This is a genomic window from Sporocytophaga myxococcoides, assembly GCF_000775915.1.
GTDB lineage: Bacteria > Bacteroidota > Bacteroidia > Cytophagales > Cytophagaceae > Sporocytophaga > Sporocytophaga myxococcoides_A.
The window spans coordinates 16,888-36,200 of the sequence record NZ_BBLT01000001.1; the positions used below are offsets into that span (position 1 = coordinate 16,888).

Below are 19,313 nucleotides of genomic sequence, written 5' to 3' on the forward strand. Positions count from 1 at the left end.
TTCCTGCTTCTTCAGGAGTAAAAATGAAGATGTGGTTTATTAATCAGACTTAAAAAAGTGTCCTGAATTCAAGTAATTTTTACTTGCATTCAGGACTCCTTTTGTTTATAAACTTTTGGATTATTTTATTCTGTATATCCAGCCAAATTTATCTTCTGCTTTTCCAAGCTTAATATCATTTAGCGCCTTATTCAATTTGTTAGAAAGCTCTCTTGTCTCTTCGCCTGGTAGAACAAGGTCAGTTCCTTTATAATTTATTGTAGATATCTGAGTAATTGTTGCAGCTGTTCCTGTTCCGAAAGCATCTTTCAGCGTTCCGTTTTCATAAGCTTTTACAACCTCATCTACAGATACTCTTCTTTCTTCCACTTTTACACCCCAGTCCTTAGCCAATGTAAGAATACTGTCTCTCGTAATCCCTGCAAGAATAGATGTAGACAGAGGTGGCGTAACAAGAGTATCTCCGATGATAAACATCAGGTTCATGGTTCCGGATTCTTCAAAATATTTATGCTCTTTGCTGTCTGTCCACATAATCTGCTGATATCCCTTTTCAGCAGCAAGTTTGGCAGGCAAAAGAGAGGCAGCATAGTTACCTCCTGATTTTGTAAATCCAGTACCACCTTCTGCTGCTCTTACATATTCTGTCTCTATGATAACTTTAACTGTTCCTTTATAATAGCCGGCAACAGGTGAAGTAAATACTATAAATTTATAAGTAGAAGATGGTTTTACCCCAATAAACTCATCTGATGCATACATAAATGGTCTAAGGTAGAGAGAGCATCCTGGCTGATTAGGAATCCAGGCTCTGTCCAGTTTAATTAGTTCAGTTATACCTTCAAGGTACGCACTTTCGTCAAGCTCAGGCATGCAAAGTCTTTTTGCAGATTTGTTTAGCCTTTTATGATGATCAAGAGGACGAAATAGAAGAATGTCCCCATTATCTGCTCTGTATGCTTTTAAACCTTCAAATATCGTCTGGCCATAGTGTAAAACTGAGGTGGCAGGACTCATTGAAATATTCTGGAAAGGCACAATTCTCAATCCGCCCCATTGCTTATCTTTGTAATCCATGACAAACATATGGTCTGAGTATACTGCTCCAAACTCAAGATTTGTAAAATCCGTCTGACTTAACTTTGAATGTTTGGTCTTTTCAATTTCGATATTCTGAGTATTAATCATAAAAAGGGGAAATTCTCAATGTTTAACGGTAAAGTTATTATTTTGGTGATCCAAAATCAATCAAAACTGACTTTTTACAAGATCAACCTTAAATTTTTTTAGCAAGCCTTAAATAAAGTGTATGCTGTTTTAATAACGGATTTTAGAAATTGTATGTTATTATTTGTCTGGTTATTTTATATATAGAAATATAAAAAGAATTATCAGATCTTTTTTAGGATGTAAATTATTGATTTACAGTTTTATTTAAAGGTTGCAGGTGTAGTTATAATTTTACAATTAACGCGGGCCTGTTCTAAGCGAGTTGTCGTACCAGTCACGTTTTCTGTTCAATTTCAGATCCTGAAGTACCGAAGCTTTAACATTTATGTCAAAACTATAAGATTGTCTGTATCCAAACGGAATCCAGTTGAAACGCATCTCCCAGCAATGAAGGTCACGGTAGACATTGATCTGGGTATAGGTTACCGCCTGGTTGGTTATATCATATCCAGAGTTGAATCCGATTTTCCATTTTTCAGAAATCCTCAAATCTCCGTTGAAAGAAAGCGTTTGTATCCTATTGCCTAGATTATAGCCAATTTTTGTATAGCTAAGGTTGTAGCTTACATACATGCTCCATGGAATATTGAAGTCCACATACATTTCCGGATTGGCGTTAATTACATTAAGTTCTGCCTGACTTGCATTTGGAGCTTTGTAATTTTTCTTTTTAGCTGCAGGATTCAGATTGGTGCTAAGCATTAAAGAGTATTGCTGATCTTTTGTTCCTCCAAAAGTAATTATATCATTACGTCTTTGAAATACTCCTCTAGTTGACTGGGAATCTAACGTGTAAAAATAAGGGTCGAACACATAATTAAAATTTATATCCAGTCTATTGAAAAGTTTAGTTCTGGCAGAAATAGCAATTTTGCTAAGTTGAAATGAATCTGCGGTGAAGTCATAGGAACCATTCATAGAAAGGTTTTCGAGAATTGGTACTTTTTTAGTTGGGTTTACACTATCGTTTTTTGTTTTAACTTTAGCTTCTATTGTATTATTTAAACTGAAAGAGAGCATATTAGATTCACCCCTGCCAGGACCTCCGTAAAGAAATCCATTATACCTGGAAAGGGATTGGTTCGTAGTCTCGCCTCTTGCGGTTACTGGAACAATCTGATAAGACGGACCTCCAAATAGTTTCGAAAAATCAGGACGGTATGTATAATTTAAAGTAGGGATCAATGTATGGCGGACGCCCATTAGGCTGCCTTTTTTGAAATAGACAGATCCGAAAATTCTGGTAGTTAAGTCGGCGCTGAAGTTAAAATCATAAGCGTTTGAAAATCTTCTAAGAGTATCATAAGTTACGACTTGATTGGTGTCAGGACCAATTGTTCTATAATTTAGCCTGTTAAAATACATGTACTCGTTGAAGTTCAAAGATGGGTTCAGGTTGAAGTATTTCAGGGCTTTAATGGTGGTAGCAACACTTGCAGAATGTCTGAGGCCGCTTCTGGCATAAGGAGGAGAGAAGATCCTTCCCAGATTGTTAAAGTTTAATTTTAAGGTATCAAGGTTTTCACCCTCCGGAGTTCTTCCCCTTCTTACACCACTTAAGTTACTGGCCTGAATTGATCCAATCGAGCCATAAGAAACGTTAATTTTTTCATACCAGCTGTTTCCGTCTCCGATTTTTTTCTTGAATGGATAAATCCTGTTCATGTTAAAAGCAAAATCAGGGAATGTAAAATCGTATACTCCTGTGTTATTATTCTGAGTAGATCTTGCAGCAAGTGATAAATTGAATGGTGTACCCCCGAAGAATTTTGAATAAGAAATACTGGAGGTCATTGTATTTGTTAAATAGGCTGCCGGGTTATAAGCATTATTTCTGTTAAAAGTTGTACTGGCAAAATTAACCCCTGAAGAAAGCCTGCTGTTTTTCTTTGATATCGTCTGGTGGTTCCAGACAATTTTATAATCATCAACAAAATAGAATTCTTTAGCTCCCTCTGCCACACCAAAATTCGGATTGGTACTTTTCCTATGATTAAACGCTAAATCCAGGTTTCCCCTGAATTTGTACCTGCTTATATAGTCTGTCTGAGATTGCAGTCCATAACTTCCCAATGTATAAATCTCTCCGATTAACCTTGAGGCAACGTAATCATTGATTGCAAAATAATACCCACCGTTTCTCAGGAAAAATCCTCTGTCGCGGGATTCACCATACATTGGAAAGATCAATCCGGATTTGTTCTTTTTAGGTACCGGAAAGATTCCAAGAATAAAACCCAGTGGGGTAGGAACATCTGCAACATAAAGGTTAAATGGTCCTGTTACAATCTTGTCCTGAGGAATTACCTTTAGTTTATTTGCTCTGATATGAAAATGCGGATGAGCCAGATTACAGGTCGTATAATTAGCACTATTAATGAATAGTGCTTCATCAGTTCTTTTTACTTTTTCACCATGGATAAATCCTTCGCCTTGCTGAGTAATGATGCCTGAAATTATTCCTTTGCGGGTTTTGAAGTTGTATTTGATGATATCTGCGGAATATTTGTCATCCTTTTCTTTAAACAGAGGAACTCCTTTTACTTTTCCTGTTGAATCAGGAACACCAACAGCAGTCAGCGTAGAAGTTGCCCAGTTAATTTCAATCTGCTCGGCTTCCAGAGTAATATCTCCATAATTGATTTTTGCATCACCATATAAATATGCTGTTTGAGTCACCACATCAAGACGTATGGAATCTCTTGCAGAATATTTAATAGTAGTTTCAATGTCGCCTTTATGTTTCACATTAAGCGAATCAGAAGTGTCTGTAGTATCCTTTACTGCAGCGGCTTCCGTGCTTTCTGCCGGCGCCAGCACCTCGGTAGAATCTGACTGAGAAAAAGCAATTCTGCCTGAAAGCAGAAAGATAGTCAGAAAAAATACACCTAAATTTTGTACTAGTTTTTTCAGAATTTATTAAAAATTTACAATTTTTGTATGCAAAGTTATCGTAATAACTTTTAAAATCGAATATTTTGAACAATATTGTATTGACCATCCTCCTCTCAGCAATTATTGTGCTAACTTCCTTCACTCCTGTTGAGGTCAAACAATACAAGCTTAGAACAGTTGTAATTGATGCAGGTCACGGAGGTAAAGATCCCGGTTGTCTTGGAAAGAATTCTCATGAAGCTGAAATCACTCTCGCAACCGCACTTGAACTTGGCAGAATCATCAAAGAGAATCTTCCCGACGTAAAGGTAATCTATACAAGAACAAAAAACGAATTTGTTGAACTTCACGACCGTGCCGGTATTGCAAACCGAAACAATGCAGATTTGTTTATCTCTATTCATTGTAACTCTGGCCCTAAGCATGTATTTGGTACTGAGACATATACAATGGGATTGCATACAACCGAAGACAATCTTGAAGTGGCGAAAAGAGAAAACTCTGTTATACTGAAAGAATCTAATTATAAGAAAAATTACCAGGGTTTTGATCCCAGCTCTCCTCAGGCACATATCCTCTTTTCAGTTTACCAGAATGCTTTTATCGAAAATAGTCTTAGATTTGCACAAAAAGTCGAAAAACAATTCTCTACAAGAATTGGAAGAACAAGCAGGGGAGTAAAGCAGGCAGGATTGGTTGTATTGTGGAAGAGCGCAATGCCTAGTGTCTTGATAGAAATCGGGTTTTTAACCAATCCAGCTGAAGAAAAATTTTTGAAAAACAAAACAAGCCAGGTTTATATGGCTTCAGGAATTTACAGAGCCCTGAAAGAATATAAATCAGAACTTGAATCAATGAATAAATAAAAGTGAAAATATCTAAAGAAGTAAAGGTAGGACTATTGGCCCTGGTTGCCGGTGTGATACTATATATCGGATTTAATTTTTTAAAAGGAGTAGACTTTTTTTCTCCTACAAAAAAATACTACATCGTTTACAATCAGATTGACGGACTCACAGTTTCAAATCCTGTCACTTTGAACGGTATGACCATAGGCCGTGTAGACAATCTCAAAATGGTCACATCCCAGAATAACAAGATTGTTGTTCAGATTCAGGTAGATGAACATATTGTTTTGGGAGACTCAACAAGCGCTTTCATTGCCAATACAGATTTATTAGGTGGCAAATCGATCGACCTTAAACTCGGCAAAAATAGCAGGACTTTTGAAAATGGCGATACGCTCAAAGGAAAGATTGAAAAGAATATCACCGAAATGCTCAGTGAAAAAGCAATTCCAATACTAACCAACCTTGACTCAACTGTCGTAAATCTTAACAAAATTTTTGGAGATGAGCTGGGTACGAGTGTAAAAACAACTCTTCACAATTTTGAACTGGCTTCCGGCGATTTGAAATTACTTATTGGTGAAAACAGAAAGAATCTTTATGCAATCACCTCAAATCTTTCGGCTATGACCTCATCTTTGGCTCAAACAGAAAAAGAGTTAAAACCACTGATTGCTAAAATGAATCATTTCGCTGATTCTTTAAATGATCTTGAGTTAAAAGCAACAGTTGCAAATGCCAACAAAGCAATGGAAAATCTTAGTTCTATTACCAATAAAATTAACTCTGGGCAGGGTAGTATCGGCGCATTGGTGAATGACAAAGCATTTATTGACAATCTTAATAGTGCTGTTAAGAATATGGACAAGCTGGTTATTGATCTTAGAAATAATCCGAAGCATTACTTCTCTCCTCTGGGGCAGAAACCTAAAAAGGGATACGTAGCTCCTGAATAGTAAAATGAGTTATTTATTGAAAAAGAAAATTGTAAATCCCGCTTCTGCGGGATTTTTTGTTTTAAATTACCAGTCTCAAAAGAGAACAAAATTTTTTATCCTAAGTAAATAACAAATAAAAGTATCATAAGGATAATAAAACCTGGATTTTGGAAAGTCAGTAACGATTTTTATTCAGTATTTTCAAATAGGATGTGGAACCCGTTTAATAGATACTAATAAGTTCGACTCATCATCCTAACTATTATTGTCAGTTTATTTATTTTAACCCCGAAGGTCATGAATATTGAGTTCAACAAAAATGAAGATGTTTTCAGACAACTTTCCTTTCAGTTAAAAACAAGATTACAAAAAGTAAAACTAGGAGGCGGAGAAAAGAAAATAGAAGAGCAGCATGAAAAGGGTAAGCTAACTGCAAGGGAAAGAATTAAAAAATTAATAGATAAGGACTCTCAATTTCTTGAAATAGCAGCCTTGGCAGGAGAAGGCATGTACTCTGAAGTTGGGGGATGTCCCTCTGCTGGTGTGGTTACTGGAATAGGATATATTCACGGACGTCTTTGTATGATAGTTGCAAATGACGCTACTGTGAAAGCAGGAGCCTGGTTTCCGATTACTGCAAAGAAAAACCTTCGAGCTCAGGAAATAGCGATGGAGAACAGACTACCTATTATATATCTGGTAGACAGTGCAGGTGTTTTCTTACCAATGCAGGACGAAGTCTTTCCGGATAAAGAACACTTTGGACGGATATTCAGAAACAATGCCATTATGTCTTCTTCAGGAATTGTGCAGATTTCAGCCATCATGGGTAGTTGTGTTGCCGGTGGAGCATACCTGCCAATTATGTCCGATGAGGCTTTGATTGTTGAAAACACAGGTTCTATCTATCTTGCGGGACCTTACCTGGTAAAAGCGGCTATTGGTGAAACTGTAGATAATGAAACACTCGGAGGTGCCTCTACCCATTCTGAAATTTCAGGAGTAACAGATTATAAATGTGCCAATGATGAGGAATGCCTGGAGAAGATAAGAAGTATAATCAGTAAAATCGGACATTCGGACAAAGCAGGATTTGACCGAGTAGAACCCAAACCGCCAACAAAGGACTCGGATGAAATATATGGAATATTACCTGCAGATAGGGTGAAGCCCTATGACATGAGGGAAATAATAGAACGCCTGGTCGATAATTCAGAATTTGAGGAATACAAAGAACTGTATGGAAAAACCATTTTGTGTGGCCTAGCAAGAATAGATGGTTGGTCTGTGGGTATTGTTGCCAACCAGCGCAAAATGGTTAAAAATAAAAAGGACGAGATGCAGATGGGAGGGGTGATATATTCAGATTCTGCTGATAAAGCTGCTCGTTTTATCATGAATTGTAATCAAAAGAAAATTCCATTATTGTTTATTCAGGATGTTACAGGATTTATGGTAGGTACCAGATCTGAGCATGGAGGTATTATAAAAGATGGTGCTAAGATGGTTAATGCAGTGGCTAATTCTGTGGTACCAAAGTTTACTCTTATCATTGGTAATTCTTTTGGTGCAGGCAACTATGCTATGTGTGGGAAGGCTTATGATCCAAGATTAATTTTTGCATGGCCAACAGCGCAATTGGGGGTTATGAGTGGAGCTTCAGCAGGTAAAACACTTCTTCAAATCAAAGTATCTTCTATGAAAGCAAAAGGACAAACCATCACTCCGGAAGAGGAAAAGAAAATCCTTGAAGAGATTACGTCCCAGTACAATGAGAAGCTCTCTCCCTATTATGCTGCCTCCCGCATATGGGTAGATGGAATAATTGATCCTAAAGAAACCAGAAAATCAATTTCCATTGGCATAGAAGCTGCCAATAACGCTCCAATTGAAAAAAAGTTTAACCCAGGAATCCTTCAAACATGATGTTTTCAGGTTTCCTGTATATCTTTATAGTTTGAATTTTGGTTATTATATAGGTAAGAAGGTAGTTAGTATAAGTAATGGACAATAAGAAAATCAAAGCATTAATTTCCCTTTTGGATGATGAAGATACAGAGGTGCTCCTGCATGTAGAAAAAGAAATTCTTGCTTTAGGGGAAGGTATTATTCCATTTTTGGAAAATGAATGGGAAAATAATTTTAACCCGATTGTTCAAAAAAGAATTGAAGAGCTGATTCATACTGTCCATTATGATTTGCTGAAAGTAAGATTAGCTGCCTGGAAGGAAAGCGGTGGAAAGGATCTGCTTGAAGGAATGTGGATTATTGCTACTTATCAATATCCTGATCTCGAAATAGGTAAGTTGAGGTCTGAACTTGATCAGATATACTTCGAAGCCTGGACAAATATGAAAAATGAAATTCATCCATTTGACCAGGTTAAAATTTTAAACAATGTAATTTTTAGCCAATATAGATTTTCAGCAAATACTAAAAATTTTCACTCTCCTTCTAACTCAATGATTAACATTGTTTTAGAAAGCAAAAAGGGGAATCCGATTACGCTTTGCGTAGTTTATCTGCTGATTGCGCAAAAACTGAATATGCCGGTATACGGAGTGAATCTCCCTAATTTATTCATACTTACATATAAATCGGATTCTGTTCAGTTTTACATTAATGCGTTTAATAAAGGATTGATCTTTTCTAAAGCTGATATCGACAACTATTTGTCTCATCTTAATATCAATCCTTTAGATATTTTTTACCAGCCATGTTCCAATCTGGATATTGTTAGAAGGATGCTTAGAAACCTGTCCGTTTCCTTCGAAAAACTTGGTGATGCAGTAAAAGTGGAAGAAATTAAACAATTATTGGATTCAATTTCAGATGGAAGAGAAATAATAGATTAGTTGCTGATTATTTATCTTTTAACAATACAACCTATTGCTCTTTTTTCAGAAACCTTAAGTGCATTATCCTGAACCAATGCAAGTAAAGCATCTCTAAGGTAATGATAGTGAACATCTTTTGGAACTTGAGGATTGTCGTCAATTGCTCCTTTATAAAAAAGCACAAAAGATTTATTGATGTTCTTTAAGACAAATACTTCCGGAGTTTTTGTGACTCCAAAGGCATTTGATATTTCAAAATTTTTATCTGGTAAATATGGGAAATTATAGGCCATTTCCTTTGCTCTGACTGCCATTTCGTTTATTCCGTCAGATGGACAGGCAGCAGGATTGTTAGGATTTATTAAAATAAATTTAACTTTGTTAATCTCAAATTCATTTGCTAAACGAATAATCCTTTCTTCATATAACTTAGAATAAGGACATTCCTGGCTGGTAAAAACAATTACTATACCTTTGTCTTCTGAATACTCTGTCAGACTTACCTTTTTCTGACTTGTTACATTATTGGCAGTAAAGTTTTTCACCTTGTCTCCAACATTGTAACCTGTCTGAGCAAATATATTTAAGGCAAAAAAAGAAAAGAAAACAGTCCCGATAATTTTCATCTTTTTCCCGGATTAGTGCTACTAATTTAATAATTAAAAGCTAAAATGTAATTTCCAATTCTTGAAATTTTCATTGGAATAGTGTTAACTGTAATATTATCGCTTTTAATCTCACATAAACAATGTGCCTCTTTATTAGAAAAATCAAACGGTTTAATTCTGATTGACTCCTTAAAGTTCAGCTTAAGGTCGGAAAACATTTTATATACTGCTTCCTTCACGCACCAATACGCAGACAAAACATCAAGGTTATCGCCAGCTTCAGCTAATTCGGTTTCACTCAGAAATTTATCTTTGACACGTATAATTTTTTCTGAAGAAAGTTCAATATCTATACCAACTTTTCCGACTTTGTTTAAAATTGCACAGCACATTGATTTCGAATGGCTTAAAGAAACCTCCGCATTAAAAGGTACTAAAACTGGTTTCCCCAAATTATCTTTATGAACATCATGGAATTCAATCCCGCTAAATGAGCATAATTTCTCTAAAAGTATTCTAGAAGCAAGCCACTCCTTCTTTCTTTTTTCACTCCAGGATTCCTCACATTTTATTTCCGGCTTGTACATCTGGAGGAGCTCATCAAGATTTTCTTCAATTGCCCAGATTCCCCAGCAGGAATTATCATCAATAGAAGTTATAGAAATTAAGGGCATCAGGAAGTTGAATTTTTTATATGTGTAAAATCGTTTATTAAATTGCTAAATTTAGACAAAATTCCAAAAGTACACTCCATGACAAAAATTGAGGTAGAAAAGATAGCTTCCTTAACTGGTCATAAAGACTGCATTTATACAATTGAAAAGGGCGAATCCGATAAGGTGATTTATTCTGCAGGTGGAGATGGTATGGTTGTTAAGTGGGACCTCAATCAGCCTGACCTTGGCAAGTTGGTTGCGAAGGTGGAAAACTCTGTTTACGCTTTGAGATTTCATCAGGGACGACTCCTGGTAGGGCATAATTTTAATGGTATTCATCTTATAAATCCTGATCTTAATAAAGAAGAATTGTCTACTTCTGTTAGCAATTCTCAGATTTTTGACGTGAAATCTACAGAAAAGAATATCTATTTAGCCTGCGGTGACGGTACTTTGGTTGTTCTGGATGCCGAAAATTTATCCACCATTGCTAAGATTAAAGTTTCTGATAAAAGCCTGAGAACAATTGCCATTAACGAAGCTGATCATTTGCTGGTTATAGGTTCCAGTGATTTTACTGTGAGTGTTTTTGACCTTCAGACTTTGCAATTGAAAGATCAGCAAAAGGCTCATGAAAATTCTGTTTTTACATTGGCATTTTCTCCTGATGGGATATATTTGCTAAGTGGTGGGAGAGATGCTAAATTGAAAGTATGGGCAATAAGGCAAAAAAAACTGGAGCTGATAGAAACAATAGCCGCTCACTTGTTTGCGATAAACAATATTGCATTTAGGGAAGATGGAAAATATTTTGCTACTTGCAGTATGGATAAGTCAATTAAAGTATGGGATGCCGGAACTTTTTCCCTTATAAAAGTTATTGATAAATCCAGACATGCTGGACATGGTACATCAGTAAATAAAGTACTATGGTCTTCTTGTGACACCATTGCTTCATGTAGTGACGACAGAACAATCTCTGTCTGGAAAGTGAAAAATTTATAATATACTCTGACGAACGGTAGAAAGGACTGAACAGTTTAGTTTAAAATTAGTATCCAAAATGAAAATAACCCCAATTGAAATCAGGCAGAAAGAATTTGAGAAAGCTTTCAGAGGGTATGAAAAGGAAGAAGTTGATGCTTTTTTGCTATCTCTGTCTCAGGAATGGGAGCGATTGCTCGAAGAAAATAAAGAATTGAAGAGAAGACTTGATACTTCAGAAAAAGAAGTTTCCAGATTACGTGAAGTTGAACATTCTTTATTCCGCACACTAAAGACTGCCGAAGATACAGGGGCTCATATGATAGATGCAGCTAATAAAACTGCTGAGCTACATCTGAGAGAAGCACAAATGAAAGCTGAGGCTTTGCTCAATGATGCTAGTTTTAAAGCTAAATCTATTTTGGAAGACGCTGAAGAGAAGGCTAAAGACATAATGGATTCGCTACAGGATGAGGTAAAAGCAATAGAAAGAGAATACAATTATATTGCTGATCAGAGAGATAATCTACATTCTGAATTAAAAAGTCTGGTTAACGATACCATAGAAAAGGTTTCCAGGGCAATGGCTAAATCCGGTTCTCAGGAACGTCTGGATGCAAAGCTTAAAGAATTCAGGGGCCTGGGCTTTGAGAAAAAGAAGTCAGAGCAAAAACCCCTTCCCGAAATTAAACCTATGGAAAATCCGGTAAATAAAACGGAAGATCCAAAACCTGCCAGTAATGCTCCAGAGCAGGGCAAAAAAAGTGACGGTTCATTTTTTGATTCACTCTGATGAAAGAAGATATTGAGGTAGCTTTAGAAGGATTGGAATTCTTTGCTTACCATGGATTGTATGAGGAAGAAACCAAAACAGGAAATCGTTTTATCGTTGATGTAAAGGTAAATTATCCAAAAATAAATTATCTGAGTGATGATATAAGCGAAGTAGTAGATTATGTAAAACTTTTCCAGATTGTTAAGCTTGAAATGGAGGTGCCAAGCAAATTACTTGAAGTGGTAGCCCAGAAAATTGTAGATGCCATTTTTAATTTATATCCCAATATAACATCTGCTGAAGCAACAGTATCCAAAATGAATCCTCCACTTGGAAGTCTTTGCAAAAAGTCAAAGGTAACTATCAGAAGAATCAATGATTAGGTTAGTTATTTATATTCATCTTGCACTATTCCCATTAAATATTATTGCCCAGGATGCTTATACTTTATTTGATAAACAAGGTAAGAAGGTCTCCTATGATAAATTCCTCTCTGTATTGGAAGGTGCTGATATTATTTTATTCGGAGAAATTCATGATAATGCACTTTGCCATTGGATGGAACTTCAGATTTTAAAAAAACTGGAAGCCAGTAAAAAAGGAAAGGTAGTTGTGGGAGGGGAGTTTTTTGAAGCGGATGACCAGATCATTATTAATGAATATTTAAAAGGTTATTTTTCTCTGACAAATTTTAAAGATGAGGCAAAAACCTGGAATAATTTTGAGCATGCTTATCTGCCGATTATTCAGTTTTCCAAAGAAAAGCACCTGCCGTTTATAGCGACTAATATCCCAAGAAGATATGCATCTATAGTAGCTAAAAAAGGGATAGATTCTCTTCAGCTCCTTCAAAGTGAAGCTTTTAAATGGATTGCTCCATTACCTTTTGAAATAGATAAAAACCTGCCCGGATATAAACACCTTTCTGAGGCTTCAGTACAAGGGCATGGCTTTAGTCTTCCATTTTTGGTTGAAGCTCAGGCCATAAAAGATGCTACCATGGCTCATTTTATCAATCTTTACAGAGGAGATAAAATATTTTTTCATATTAATGGGAGTTTTCATTCAGACGGGTACGAGGGGATTTATTGGTATTTAAAAAGAAAAAATCCTTCTTTAAAAATAATTACAATAAGTTCAAGGGAGCAGAACAACCTATCAGCCTTGAATAAAGAGCATTTGAATTTAGCTGATTTTATAATTTGTTTTCCCGAAGACATGGTAAGAACTAAATAAATCAGATATTAGGTTAAGTATTGATAATTAAAGTAAATAATATGCAAGAGTTTGTTGATCTTTTAAAAATTTTGTTGCCTGCAGGAGTTGTATTATACGGTATGTACCTGACTGTTAAAGCTTTTTTAAATAAAGAGTTTGAAAAGAAGCTTGTTGATATAAAAATTAAAAATACAGAGACCGTACTGCCAATCAGACTTCAGGCTTATGAAAGAATGGCACTCTTCCTTGAAAGAATCTCTCCTGCAAATCTTGTTGTAAGAGTTAATGATGCATCTTTTAGTTCTGTAGCTTTTCATCAGCAACTATTACATGAAATTCGTGAAGAATTCAGCCACAATCTTTCACAGCAGGTCTATATGAGCGATCAGGCCTGGGATAATGTGAAAAAAGCCATGGATGATATCATTTCAATAATAAACATGGCGGCAGATAAAACCAATCCTCAGTCAAGAAGTATTGAACTTGCTAAAAATATTTTTGACCTGCTTTCCACCAGAAGCGAAGATCCTGTAAATAATGCTCTTAGATTTCTTAAAATTGAAATAAGACAAGCTTTTTAATAAGAAATAGGGTTATTGAAGTTTACTTTTTATAGTTGTTAATGTATTTACACCTGTAAAATTTAAACAAGTAAACTTCAATAATCTTATGGACTTTCTCAGAGACCTCTTGAACTCTCAAACTGCCGGAGATTCATTTTTTTCATATGCTTCATTTTATATTTTTTTATTGATTTTTGTTCCAGTTACATTCATTTTAATCGTGTTCATCGACTATTTCATTTCAAAGGTTTTAAAAAAATAAGCTTATTAACTTAGACAAAATTTTTGTTTTCTTTACAAGAACAAATTAACTTTGAAAGTATGGTCCGGGGGTTAATGTTATTTGCATTTTACTATTTCTTTCAGTCCTAACCGGAGGGATCAGAATTGCTGTTGTTGATGGTCCCGTTTGGGACTTTTTTTTTATATATAGTTAACAGAGTATGGTAAAAGTTGCAATACAGGGCGGCAGAGCGTCATTTCATGAGATAGCGGCTCGCAATTATTTTAAAGATGACGTCGAGATGTTAGAATGCGGTTCTTTCCCCATCTTATGTGAGGCTTTAAAAAAAGAAGACGCTGATTATGCAGTTATGGCAATTGAAAATTCGATTGCAGGAAGTATTCTTCCCAATTATGCTTTATTGCAGAAATTTGATTTTTTAATAATCGGAGAGATTTATTTAAGAATAGAACAAAATCTGATGGCCTTTCCAGGAGTCACCATAGATAAAATTGAAAAAGCAAGATCTCACTATATGGCATTGCTGCAATGTCAAGACTTTCTTCAAAAGCACCCTCATATTAAAGTGGAAGAGTATCATGATACTGCGGATAGTGCTCGCGATATCAGATTAAAAGAGGAAAAGAATGTCGCTGCTATTGCCGGAAGGTATGCTGCTGAGCTTTATAATCTGGACATTCTGGCGGAAAGCATTGAAACTGAAAAGAGAAATTATACGAGATTTCTGATACTTTCCAGAGATAAGAGATATAAAACTGAAAATAAAAATAAGGCAACCATTAGCTTCCATCTTCCGAATAGGGTAGGAGCGTTGGCTGAGGTGCTTAGGGTTATAGTTGAAAATAATATTAACCTGACGAAAATTCAATCGTTGCCTATTATCGGCAGACCCAATGAATATACATTTTATGTAGACTGTGAATTCTTCAATTATGAAGACTTCAAAAAGTCAATTGAAATAAAACACATTGTAGAAAATCTCAGGATTCTGGGAGAGTATAGAAAAGGAGAAACCATTCATGATTATTCCAAAAGCAGACAGGCTTAATCTTGTAAAAGAATATTATTTCGTAAGAAAATTAGAAGAAATTGCCAAACTTAATAAAGAGGGCAAAAATGTAATCAACTTTGGAATCGGCAGTCCGGATCTGGCGCCTTCCAAAGAAACTGTTCAGGCAATTGTTGCTACTGCTGAAAAGGACAATACTCATGGATACCAACCTTATAGAGGGATTCCTGAATTCAGGCAAAAAATTGCTGAATGGTATAAAAAGACCTATAAAGTAGACCTTAATCCTAATGATGAGGTGTTGCCTTTGCTTGGCTCTAAAGAGGGAATTCTGCATCTCACAATGGCATTTTTAAATCCTGGGGAAGAAGTACTGGTGCCTAATCCGGGCTATCCTGGTTATTCATCATTGACAATGCTTGCAGGTGGCACGATTCGCTATTATGATTTAAAGGAAGAAAACAACTGGTTTCCTGATTTTGATGCATTGCGAAAAGCTGACCTATCCAGGGTTAAAATCATGTGGGTGAATTATCCGCATATGCCAACCGGGACAGTGGCTAATAAGGAAATGCTGAAAAAGCTTATTGAATTTGCAAAAGAGAAGAGGATTCTCATTTGTTATGATAACCCATATAGCCTTGTTCTGAATAAAGAAGAACCATTCAGCATTTTACAGATAGAAGGAGCGAAAGAGGTAGCAGTTGAACTGAATTCTTTCAGTAAATCTCATAATATGGCGGGATGGAGAGTTGGAATGATGTTAGGGAAAAAGGAATATCTTGATGCTGCCTTGGCAATTAAGAGCAATATAGATTCAGGTATGTTTCTTGGTATTCAGCAGGCTGCCATGAAAGCTCTGGATAATAATGAAACCTGGCATGCTAAAAGAAACGATGTTTATAGAGAAAGAAGAGACTGGGTTTATAAAATTCTGGATTTACTTAACTTCGAATACAGTAATGATCAGGTAGGCTTATTTATTTGGGCAAAGCCTAAAGATCCAATAGCTATTCCGGATATAGCAGCATTTGTGGACCAGATTCTATATTCTTCTTATGTATTTTTTACACCAGGTGAAATCTTCGGATCAAATGGAAAAAACTTCCTGAGACTATCTCTTTGCGTACCTGCAGAGAGAATGAAAGAAGCATACGAAAGGCTGGAAAAAGTATTGACTAAAGCATAAAATTTTATAAAATCATCCTTAAAAAAAGCGGCTCCCTTCATTAGATTAGAAAGGAGCCGCTTTTTATTTTGTATAATTGTTACTATTGACTGACTCTTTTCGGTTTTGAACCTACAAAACCATAATAAGCAATATACAGGTAACACAATAGTGGTATAATAAATGAGAACTGAAGTCCGCTATTACCTTCGCCATACAATAATCCTTGAACAGGAGGGATGATTGCTCCACCAACTATTGCCATGATAAGTAAGGAAGCTCCCTGAGAAGTGTCTATACCTAAATCTTTGATTGCAAGAGTGAATATAGTAGGGAACATGATCGAATTGAATAATCCTATTGAAAGAACAGACCACATTGCAAGGTCTCCTTTTCCAACAATTCCAATTAGAAGTAGTCCAACAACTATAGAAGCAAACAGACCTAAGGTAAATCCTGGCTTATTTTTCCCAATATAAAACGCAACTAAATTTAAAAGTGCAACACCCATGAAAATAATTGGTGTTTGGAAATCAACGACATCTTCAGGAGAAGGAGTTCCCATTACAAAATCTTTATTCATTAGGAATACTCCTAATGCATAAGACAATAAAATAACAGAGAAAATAACTCCTTTTTGTTTACTTATATCTGTTTTTTCATCCAAAAACACAGCTCCGAAGAATCGGCCAACCATAGCTCCACCCCAGTAGAATGAAAGAAACTTATCTGCCTTATGTGCTGGCAATCCTGCAATATTATCTAATTCAAGAAAGTTAATTATTGCAGAACCTATTGAAACTTCACCTCCTACATAAAAGAAGATACAAAGTACTCCCAATAATAAATGTGAATATTTCCAAGCTCCAATTCCCTTCTCCATAGAGACTTCTCCACTTACTTTTGGCAATGGTATTATTGCTATAATTAAAGCCAGAGCAAAGAGAGCAGAAGCTAAACCAACATAAGGAATTTTAACAGAATCTAATCCTCCGGCTAGAATAAACATACCACCGATAACAGGAGCGATAGTTGTTCCTAATGCATTGAATGCCTGAGTCATATTTAAACGGGAAGAACTACCTTCTGCCGGACCAAGAAGGGCTACATATGGGTTCGCTCCCATCTGAAGGATTGTTATACCTGAAGCTAAAACGAAAAGTGCTCCAAGAAACTGATAGAAACTTTCATTGTCAGCCGCAGGAATAAATAGTAAACATCCTGCTCCACAAATTGATAATCCTAAAATGATGGCATTTTTATATCCGATTTTTGAAATAAGGTCAAATCCTCCTGCTGAGGCAATAAAATAAACAAGTGATATTAAGAAATAAGCGCTGAAAAAGGCAGACTGTACAAGCATTGCTTCCCAACCTTGTAATGCAAAATGGCTTTTGAACTTTGGAATTAAAATGTCATTTAAACATGTGATAAAACCCCACATGAAAAATAGCGAGGTAATGACTACAAGAGGTACCTTATAGTTTTTATTTCCCTGCACATTTGGCGACGAGGTATCGTCTTTAACAGCATTACTTACAGGTGCACTTATTCCGGCCATAAATTTATTAAATCGTTTTGGGTGAAAAAGATTAGATCTTACAAATCCAATTTTACAAACTTACACTTTTTGCACCTTAGGTCAAAGGGGTAAAGTGCAAATAAATACAAAATAAATTATAAAAATTAGCTTTATAAGTACTTCAGTTTTATTTAATTATTGATAAAATTATACAACTGCTAAGGTAAGAAAAAAAACAGTTATGAAACATTTTTAATTCTATTTAATCTTAATTTTTAATTAGTTAAATGTTAATAAATGCGCTTTGATCGAACTTTTTTATGGTAACTTTTGTATGAAATTACACGCCTAAATACTTTAATAATGGATAAAAGATATAGATATATTACTTCCAGGCCACATCATGAATACATTTCACTTGACGATTCTGACCTGATTACTTTTCATTTGAGGAAGATAAAACAGGAAAATACCCGAAATGTTAACCTTGACTTGACTTTAAAAAAAGAGGGAGAAATGAACTTCTCTGTTTTAAATGTTTTGGGGAAAAGCGTTTTTCACGCAAAAAAGTACTTTAAAACAGGCTTTAATACCATAAATATCGGGGTTGAAAAGCTTGAAAGGGGAGTTTATTACATTGAATTGCTATTTCAGGGGAAATCATTTGTCAAAAAAGTAGTGTTAGATTAGAAAGCTATTTTTTTTTAATCTGATATCTGTATTTTTCTTTTATATCTTTGCGGCATGCAATTGAAAAATGATTTAATCCTGCGAACAGCCAAAGGAGAGAAAACTGAGAGAACTCCTGTGTGGCTTATGAGACAGGCAGGAAGAATTCTTCCGGAGTACCGAAAAGTTAGGGAAAGTGTAAATGGTTTTAAAGAACTGGTAACAAATCCAACCCTGGCAGCAGAAGTTACAATACAACCTGTTGATATTTTAGGTGTAGATGCTGCAATCATTTTTTCGGATATTCTGGTAATTCCTGAAGCAATGGGCCTTCCTTATGAAATGATTGAAGCAAAAGGACCTTTGTTTCCTAAAACTATACAATCTGAAAGCGACATTCGCCAGTTGAGAGGGAAGGACGCTGCTGCTGATGAACTTCAGTATGTTTATGAGGCGATAAAAATTACCAAAAAGGAGTTGGATTGGAGAGTCCCTTTAATTGGTTTCGCCGGTGCCCCATTTACTATTATGGCATACATGGTTGACGGAGGCGGATCAAAGACATTCAGCAAAACAAAAAAGATGCTTTATGCAGAACCTGCTCTTGCTCATGCATTACTTTCTAAAATTACAGCTGCAACAATAGTATATTTGAAAAGACAGATTGCTGCAGGAGTTGATATGCTTCAGATATTTGATTCCTGGGCAGGCATTTTGGCACCTGATGTATACAATGAATTTTCATTGAAATATATCAGCGAGATATGCAATGCAATAAATGAAGTACCTGTGACCGTATTTGCGAAAGGCGCCTTTTTTGCAAGAAAGGAAATGGCTTCATTGAAATGTAATACAATTGGTCTGGACTGGAATATGGATATTAAGGAGTCCAGGACAATCATCGGAGATGCAAAAACACTCCAGGGAAATCTTGATCCGTGTGTTTTATATGCTTCTTTTGACGATATTAAAAAGGAAACTCAAAAAATGCTGAATGCATTTGGTCCTTATAAACATATAGCTAATCTTGGACACGGAGTTTATCCGGATACAGATCCTGAAAAGGTTAAGTATTTTATCGAAACTATTAAGGAATATAGTCCAAAAATGAGATAAAAAAAGTGGAGTTCTTTATTTTAAGAACTCCAC

At 35.7% G+C, this 19,313-nt stretch carries 18 protein-coding genes; 13 read left to right on the forward strand and 5 right to left on the reverse strand.

Features of this window, described 5'->3' with window-relative positions:
- Nucleotides 1-120 precede the first annotated feature (120 nt).
- Together MYP_RS00090 and MYP_RS00095 are read right to left on the reverse strand one after the other, a co-directional pair.
- On the reverse strand, nt 121-1,188 hold the full coding sequence (locus MYP_RS00090; protein ID WP_045456841.1) for a branched-chain amino acid aminotransferase: 1,068 nt from the start codon (nt 1,186-1,188) through the stop codon (nt 121-123).
- A gap of 279 nt (nt 1,189-1,467) precedes the next feature.
- Nucleotides 1,468-4,050: a putative LPS assembly protein LptD gene (locus tag MYP_RS00095; RefSeq protein ID WP_052429835.1), complete on the reverse strand. Its 2,583-nt coding sequence runs from the start codon at nt 4,048-4,050 to the stop codon at nt 1,468-1,470.
- A 158-nt stretch (nt 4,051-4,208) separates the two neighbouring features.
- On the opposite strand from MYP_RS00095, the gene MYP_RS00100 reads away from it, so the two are divergent.
- From MYP_RS00100 to MYP_RS00115, 4 genes are all read left to right on the forward strand, one after another.
- A complete protein-coding gene (locus tag MYP_RS00100; RefSeq protein ID WP_045456847.1) occupies nt 4,209-4,991 on the forward strand; it encodes an N-acetylmuramoyl-L-alanine amidase family protein in 783 nt (260 codons plus the stop codon).
- A gap of 2 nt (nt 4,992-4,993) precedes the next feature.
- Complete coding sequence (locus tag MYP_RS00105) at nt 4,994-5,929, forward strand: MlaD family protein (protein ID WP_045456849.1); 936 nt, start codon at nt 4,994-4,996, stop codon at nt 5,927-5,929.
- 279 nt (nt 5,930-6,208) lie between these two features.
- Complete coding sequence (locus tag MYP_RS00110) at nt 6,209-7,837, forward strand: acyl-CoA carboxylase subunit beta (RefSeq protein WP_045456851.1); 1,629 nt, start codon at nt 6,209-6,211, stop codon at nt 7,835-7,837.
- 77 nt (nt 7,838-7,914) lie between these two features.
- Nucleotides 7,915-8,766 carry a transglutaminase-like domain-containing protein gene (locus MYP_RS00115; RefSeq protein ID WP_045456853.1) on the forward strand — a complete coding sequence of 284 codons (852 nt, stop codon included), beginning with the start codon at nt 7,915-7,917 and terminating at the stop codon, nt 8,764-8,766.
- Between the two features lie 11 nt (nt 8,767-8,777).
- On the opposite strand, the gene MYP_RS00120 is transcribed toward MYP_RS00115, so the two are convergent.
- Together MYP_RS00120 and MYP_RS00125 are read right to left on the reverse strand one after the other, a co-directional pair.
- Nucleotides 8,778-9,374, reverse strand: a complete 597-nt coding sequence (locus MYP_RS00120) for a thioredoxin family protein (protein ID WP_045456855.1) — start codon at nt 9,372-9,374, stop codon at nt 8,778-8,780.
- A gap of 26 nt (nt 9,375-9,400) precedes the next feature.
- On the reverse strand, nt 9,401-10,030 hold the full coding sequence (locus tag MYP_RS00125) for a 4'-phosphopantetheinyl transferase family protein (RefSeq protein WP_052429836.1): 630 nt from the start codon (nt 10,028-10,030) through the stop codon (nt 9,401-9,403).
- Between the two features lie 78 nt (nt 10,031-10,108).
- Between MYP_RS00125 and MYP_RS00130 the strand changes: the two genes are divergently transcribed.
- The 7 genes from MYP_RS00130 (at nt 10,109) to MYP_RS00160 (ending at nt 15,994) form a co-directional block, all read left to right on the forward strand.
- Nucleotides 10,109-11,017, forward strand: a complete 909-nt coding sequence (locus MYP_RS00130; protein ID WP_045456858.1) for a WD40 repeat domain-containing protein — start codon at nt 10,109-10,111, stop codon at nt 11,015-11,017.
- Nucleotides 11,018-11,075: 58 nt separating this feature from the next.
- Nucleotides 11,076-11,789, forward strand: coding sequence for a DivIVA domain-containing protein (locus MYP_RS00135; RefSeq protein ID WP_045456860.1), 714 nt, complete (start codon nt 11,076-11,078; stop codon nt 11,787-11,789).
- On the forward strand, nt 11,789-12,154 hold the full coding sequence (folB, locus tag MYP_RS00140; protein WP_045456863.1) for a dihydroneopterin aldolase: 366 nt from the start codon (nt 11,789-11,791) through the stop codon (nt 12,152-12,154). Before MYP_RS00135 ends, folB begins: the two co-directional genes overlap by 1 nt.
- Complete coding sequence (locus tag MYP_RS00145; RefSeq protein ID WP_045456865.1) at nt 12,147-13,007, forward strand: ChaN family lipoprotein; 861 nt, start codon at nt 12,147-12,149, stop codon at nt 13,005-13,007. Before folB ends, MYP_RS00145 begins: the two co-directional genes overlap by 8 nt.
- A gap of 41 nt (nt 13,008-13,048) precedes the next feature.
- Nucleotides 13,049-13,570, forward strand: coding sequence for a DUF7935 family protein (locus MYP_RS00150; RefSeq protein WP_045456868.1), 522 nt, complete (start codon nt 13,049-13,051; stop codon nt 13,568-13,570).
- Between the two features lie 425 nt (nt 13,571-13,995).
- The gene (locus MYP_RS00155) at nt 13,996-14,844 is read left to right on the forward strand and encodes a prephenate dehydratase (RefSeq protein WP_045456870.1); all 849 of its coding nucleotides are present in this window, start codon (nt 13,996-13,998) and stop codon (nt 14,842-14,844) included.
- Entirely contained in the window at nt 14,816-15,994 is a 1,179-nt protein-coding gene (locus tag MYP_RS00160) for a pyridoxal phosphate-dependent aminotransferase (RefSeq protein ID WP_045456873.1), read from the forward strand. Before MYP_RS00155 ends, MYP_RS00160 begins: the two co-directional genes overlap by 29 nt.
- 82 nt (nt 15,995-16,076) lie before the next feature.
- Here MYP_RS00160 and MYP_RS00165 read toward each other — a convergent pair whose 3' ends face one another.
- Nucleotides 16,077-17,534: a sugar MFS transporter gene (locus MYP_RS00165; RefSeq protein WP_045456875.1), complete on the reverse strand. Its 1,458-nt coding sequence runs from the start codon at nt 17,532-17,534 to the stop codon at nt 16,077-16,079.
- Nucleotides 17,535-17,858: 324 nt separating this feature from the next.
- On the opposite strand from MYP_RS00165, the gene MYP_RS00170 reads away from it, so the two are divergent.
- Both MYP_RS00170 and hemE read left to right on the forward strand, forming a co-directional pair.
- Complete coding sequence (locus tag MYP_RS00170) at nt 17,859-18,185, forward strand: T9SS type A sorting domain-containing protein (protein ID WP_045456878.1); 327 nt, start codon at nt 17,859-17,861, stop codon at nt 18,183-18,185.
- 54 nt (nt 18,186-18,239) lie between these two features.
- Nucleotides 18,240-19,280 (forward strand): uroporphyrinogen decarboxylase, encoded by a 1,041-nt coding sequence (gene hemE / locus MYP_RS00175; RefSeq protein WP_045456880.1) that lies wholly within the window; start codon nt 18,240-18,242, stop codon nt 19,278-19,280.
- The last annotated feature ends 33 nt before the right edge of the window (nt 19,281-19,313 follow it).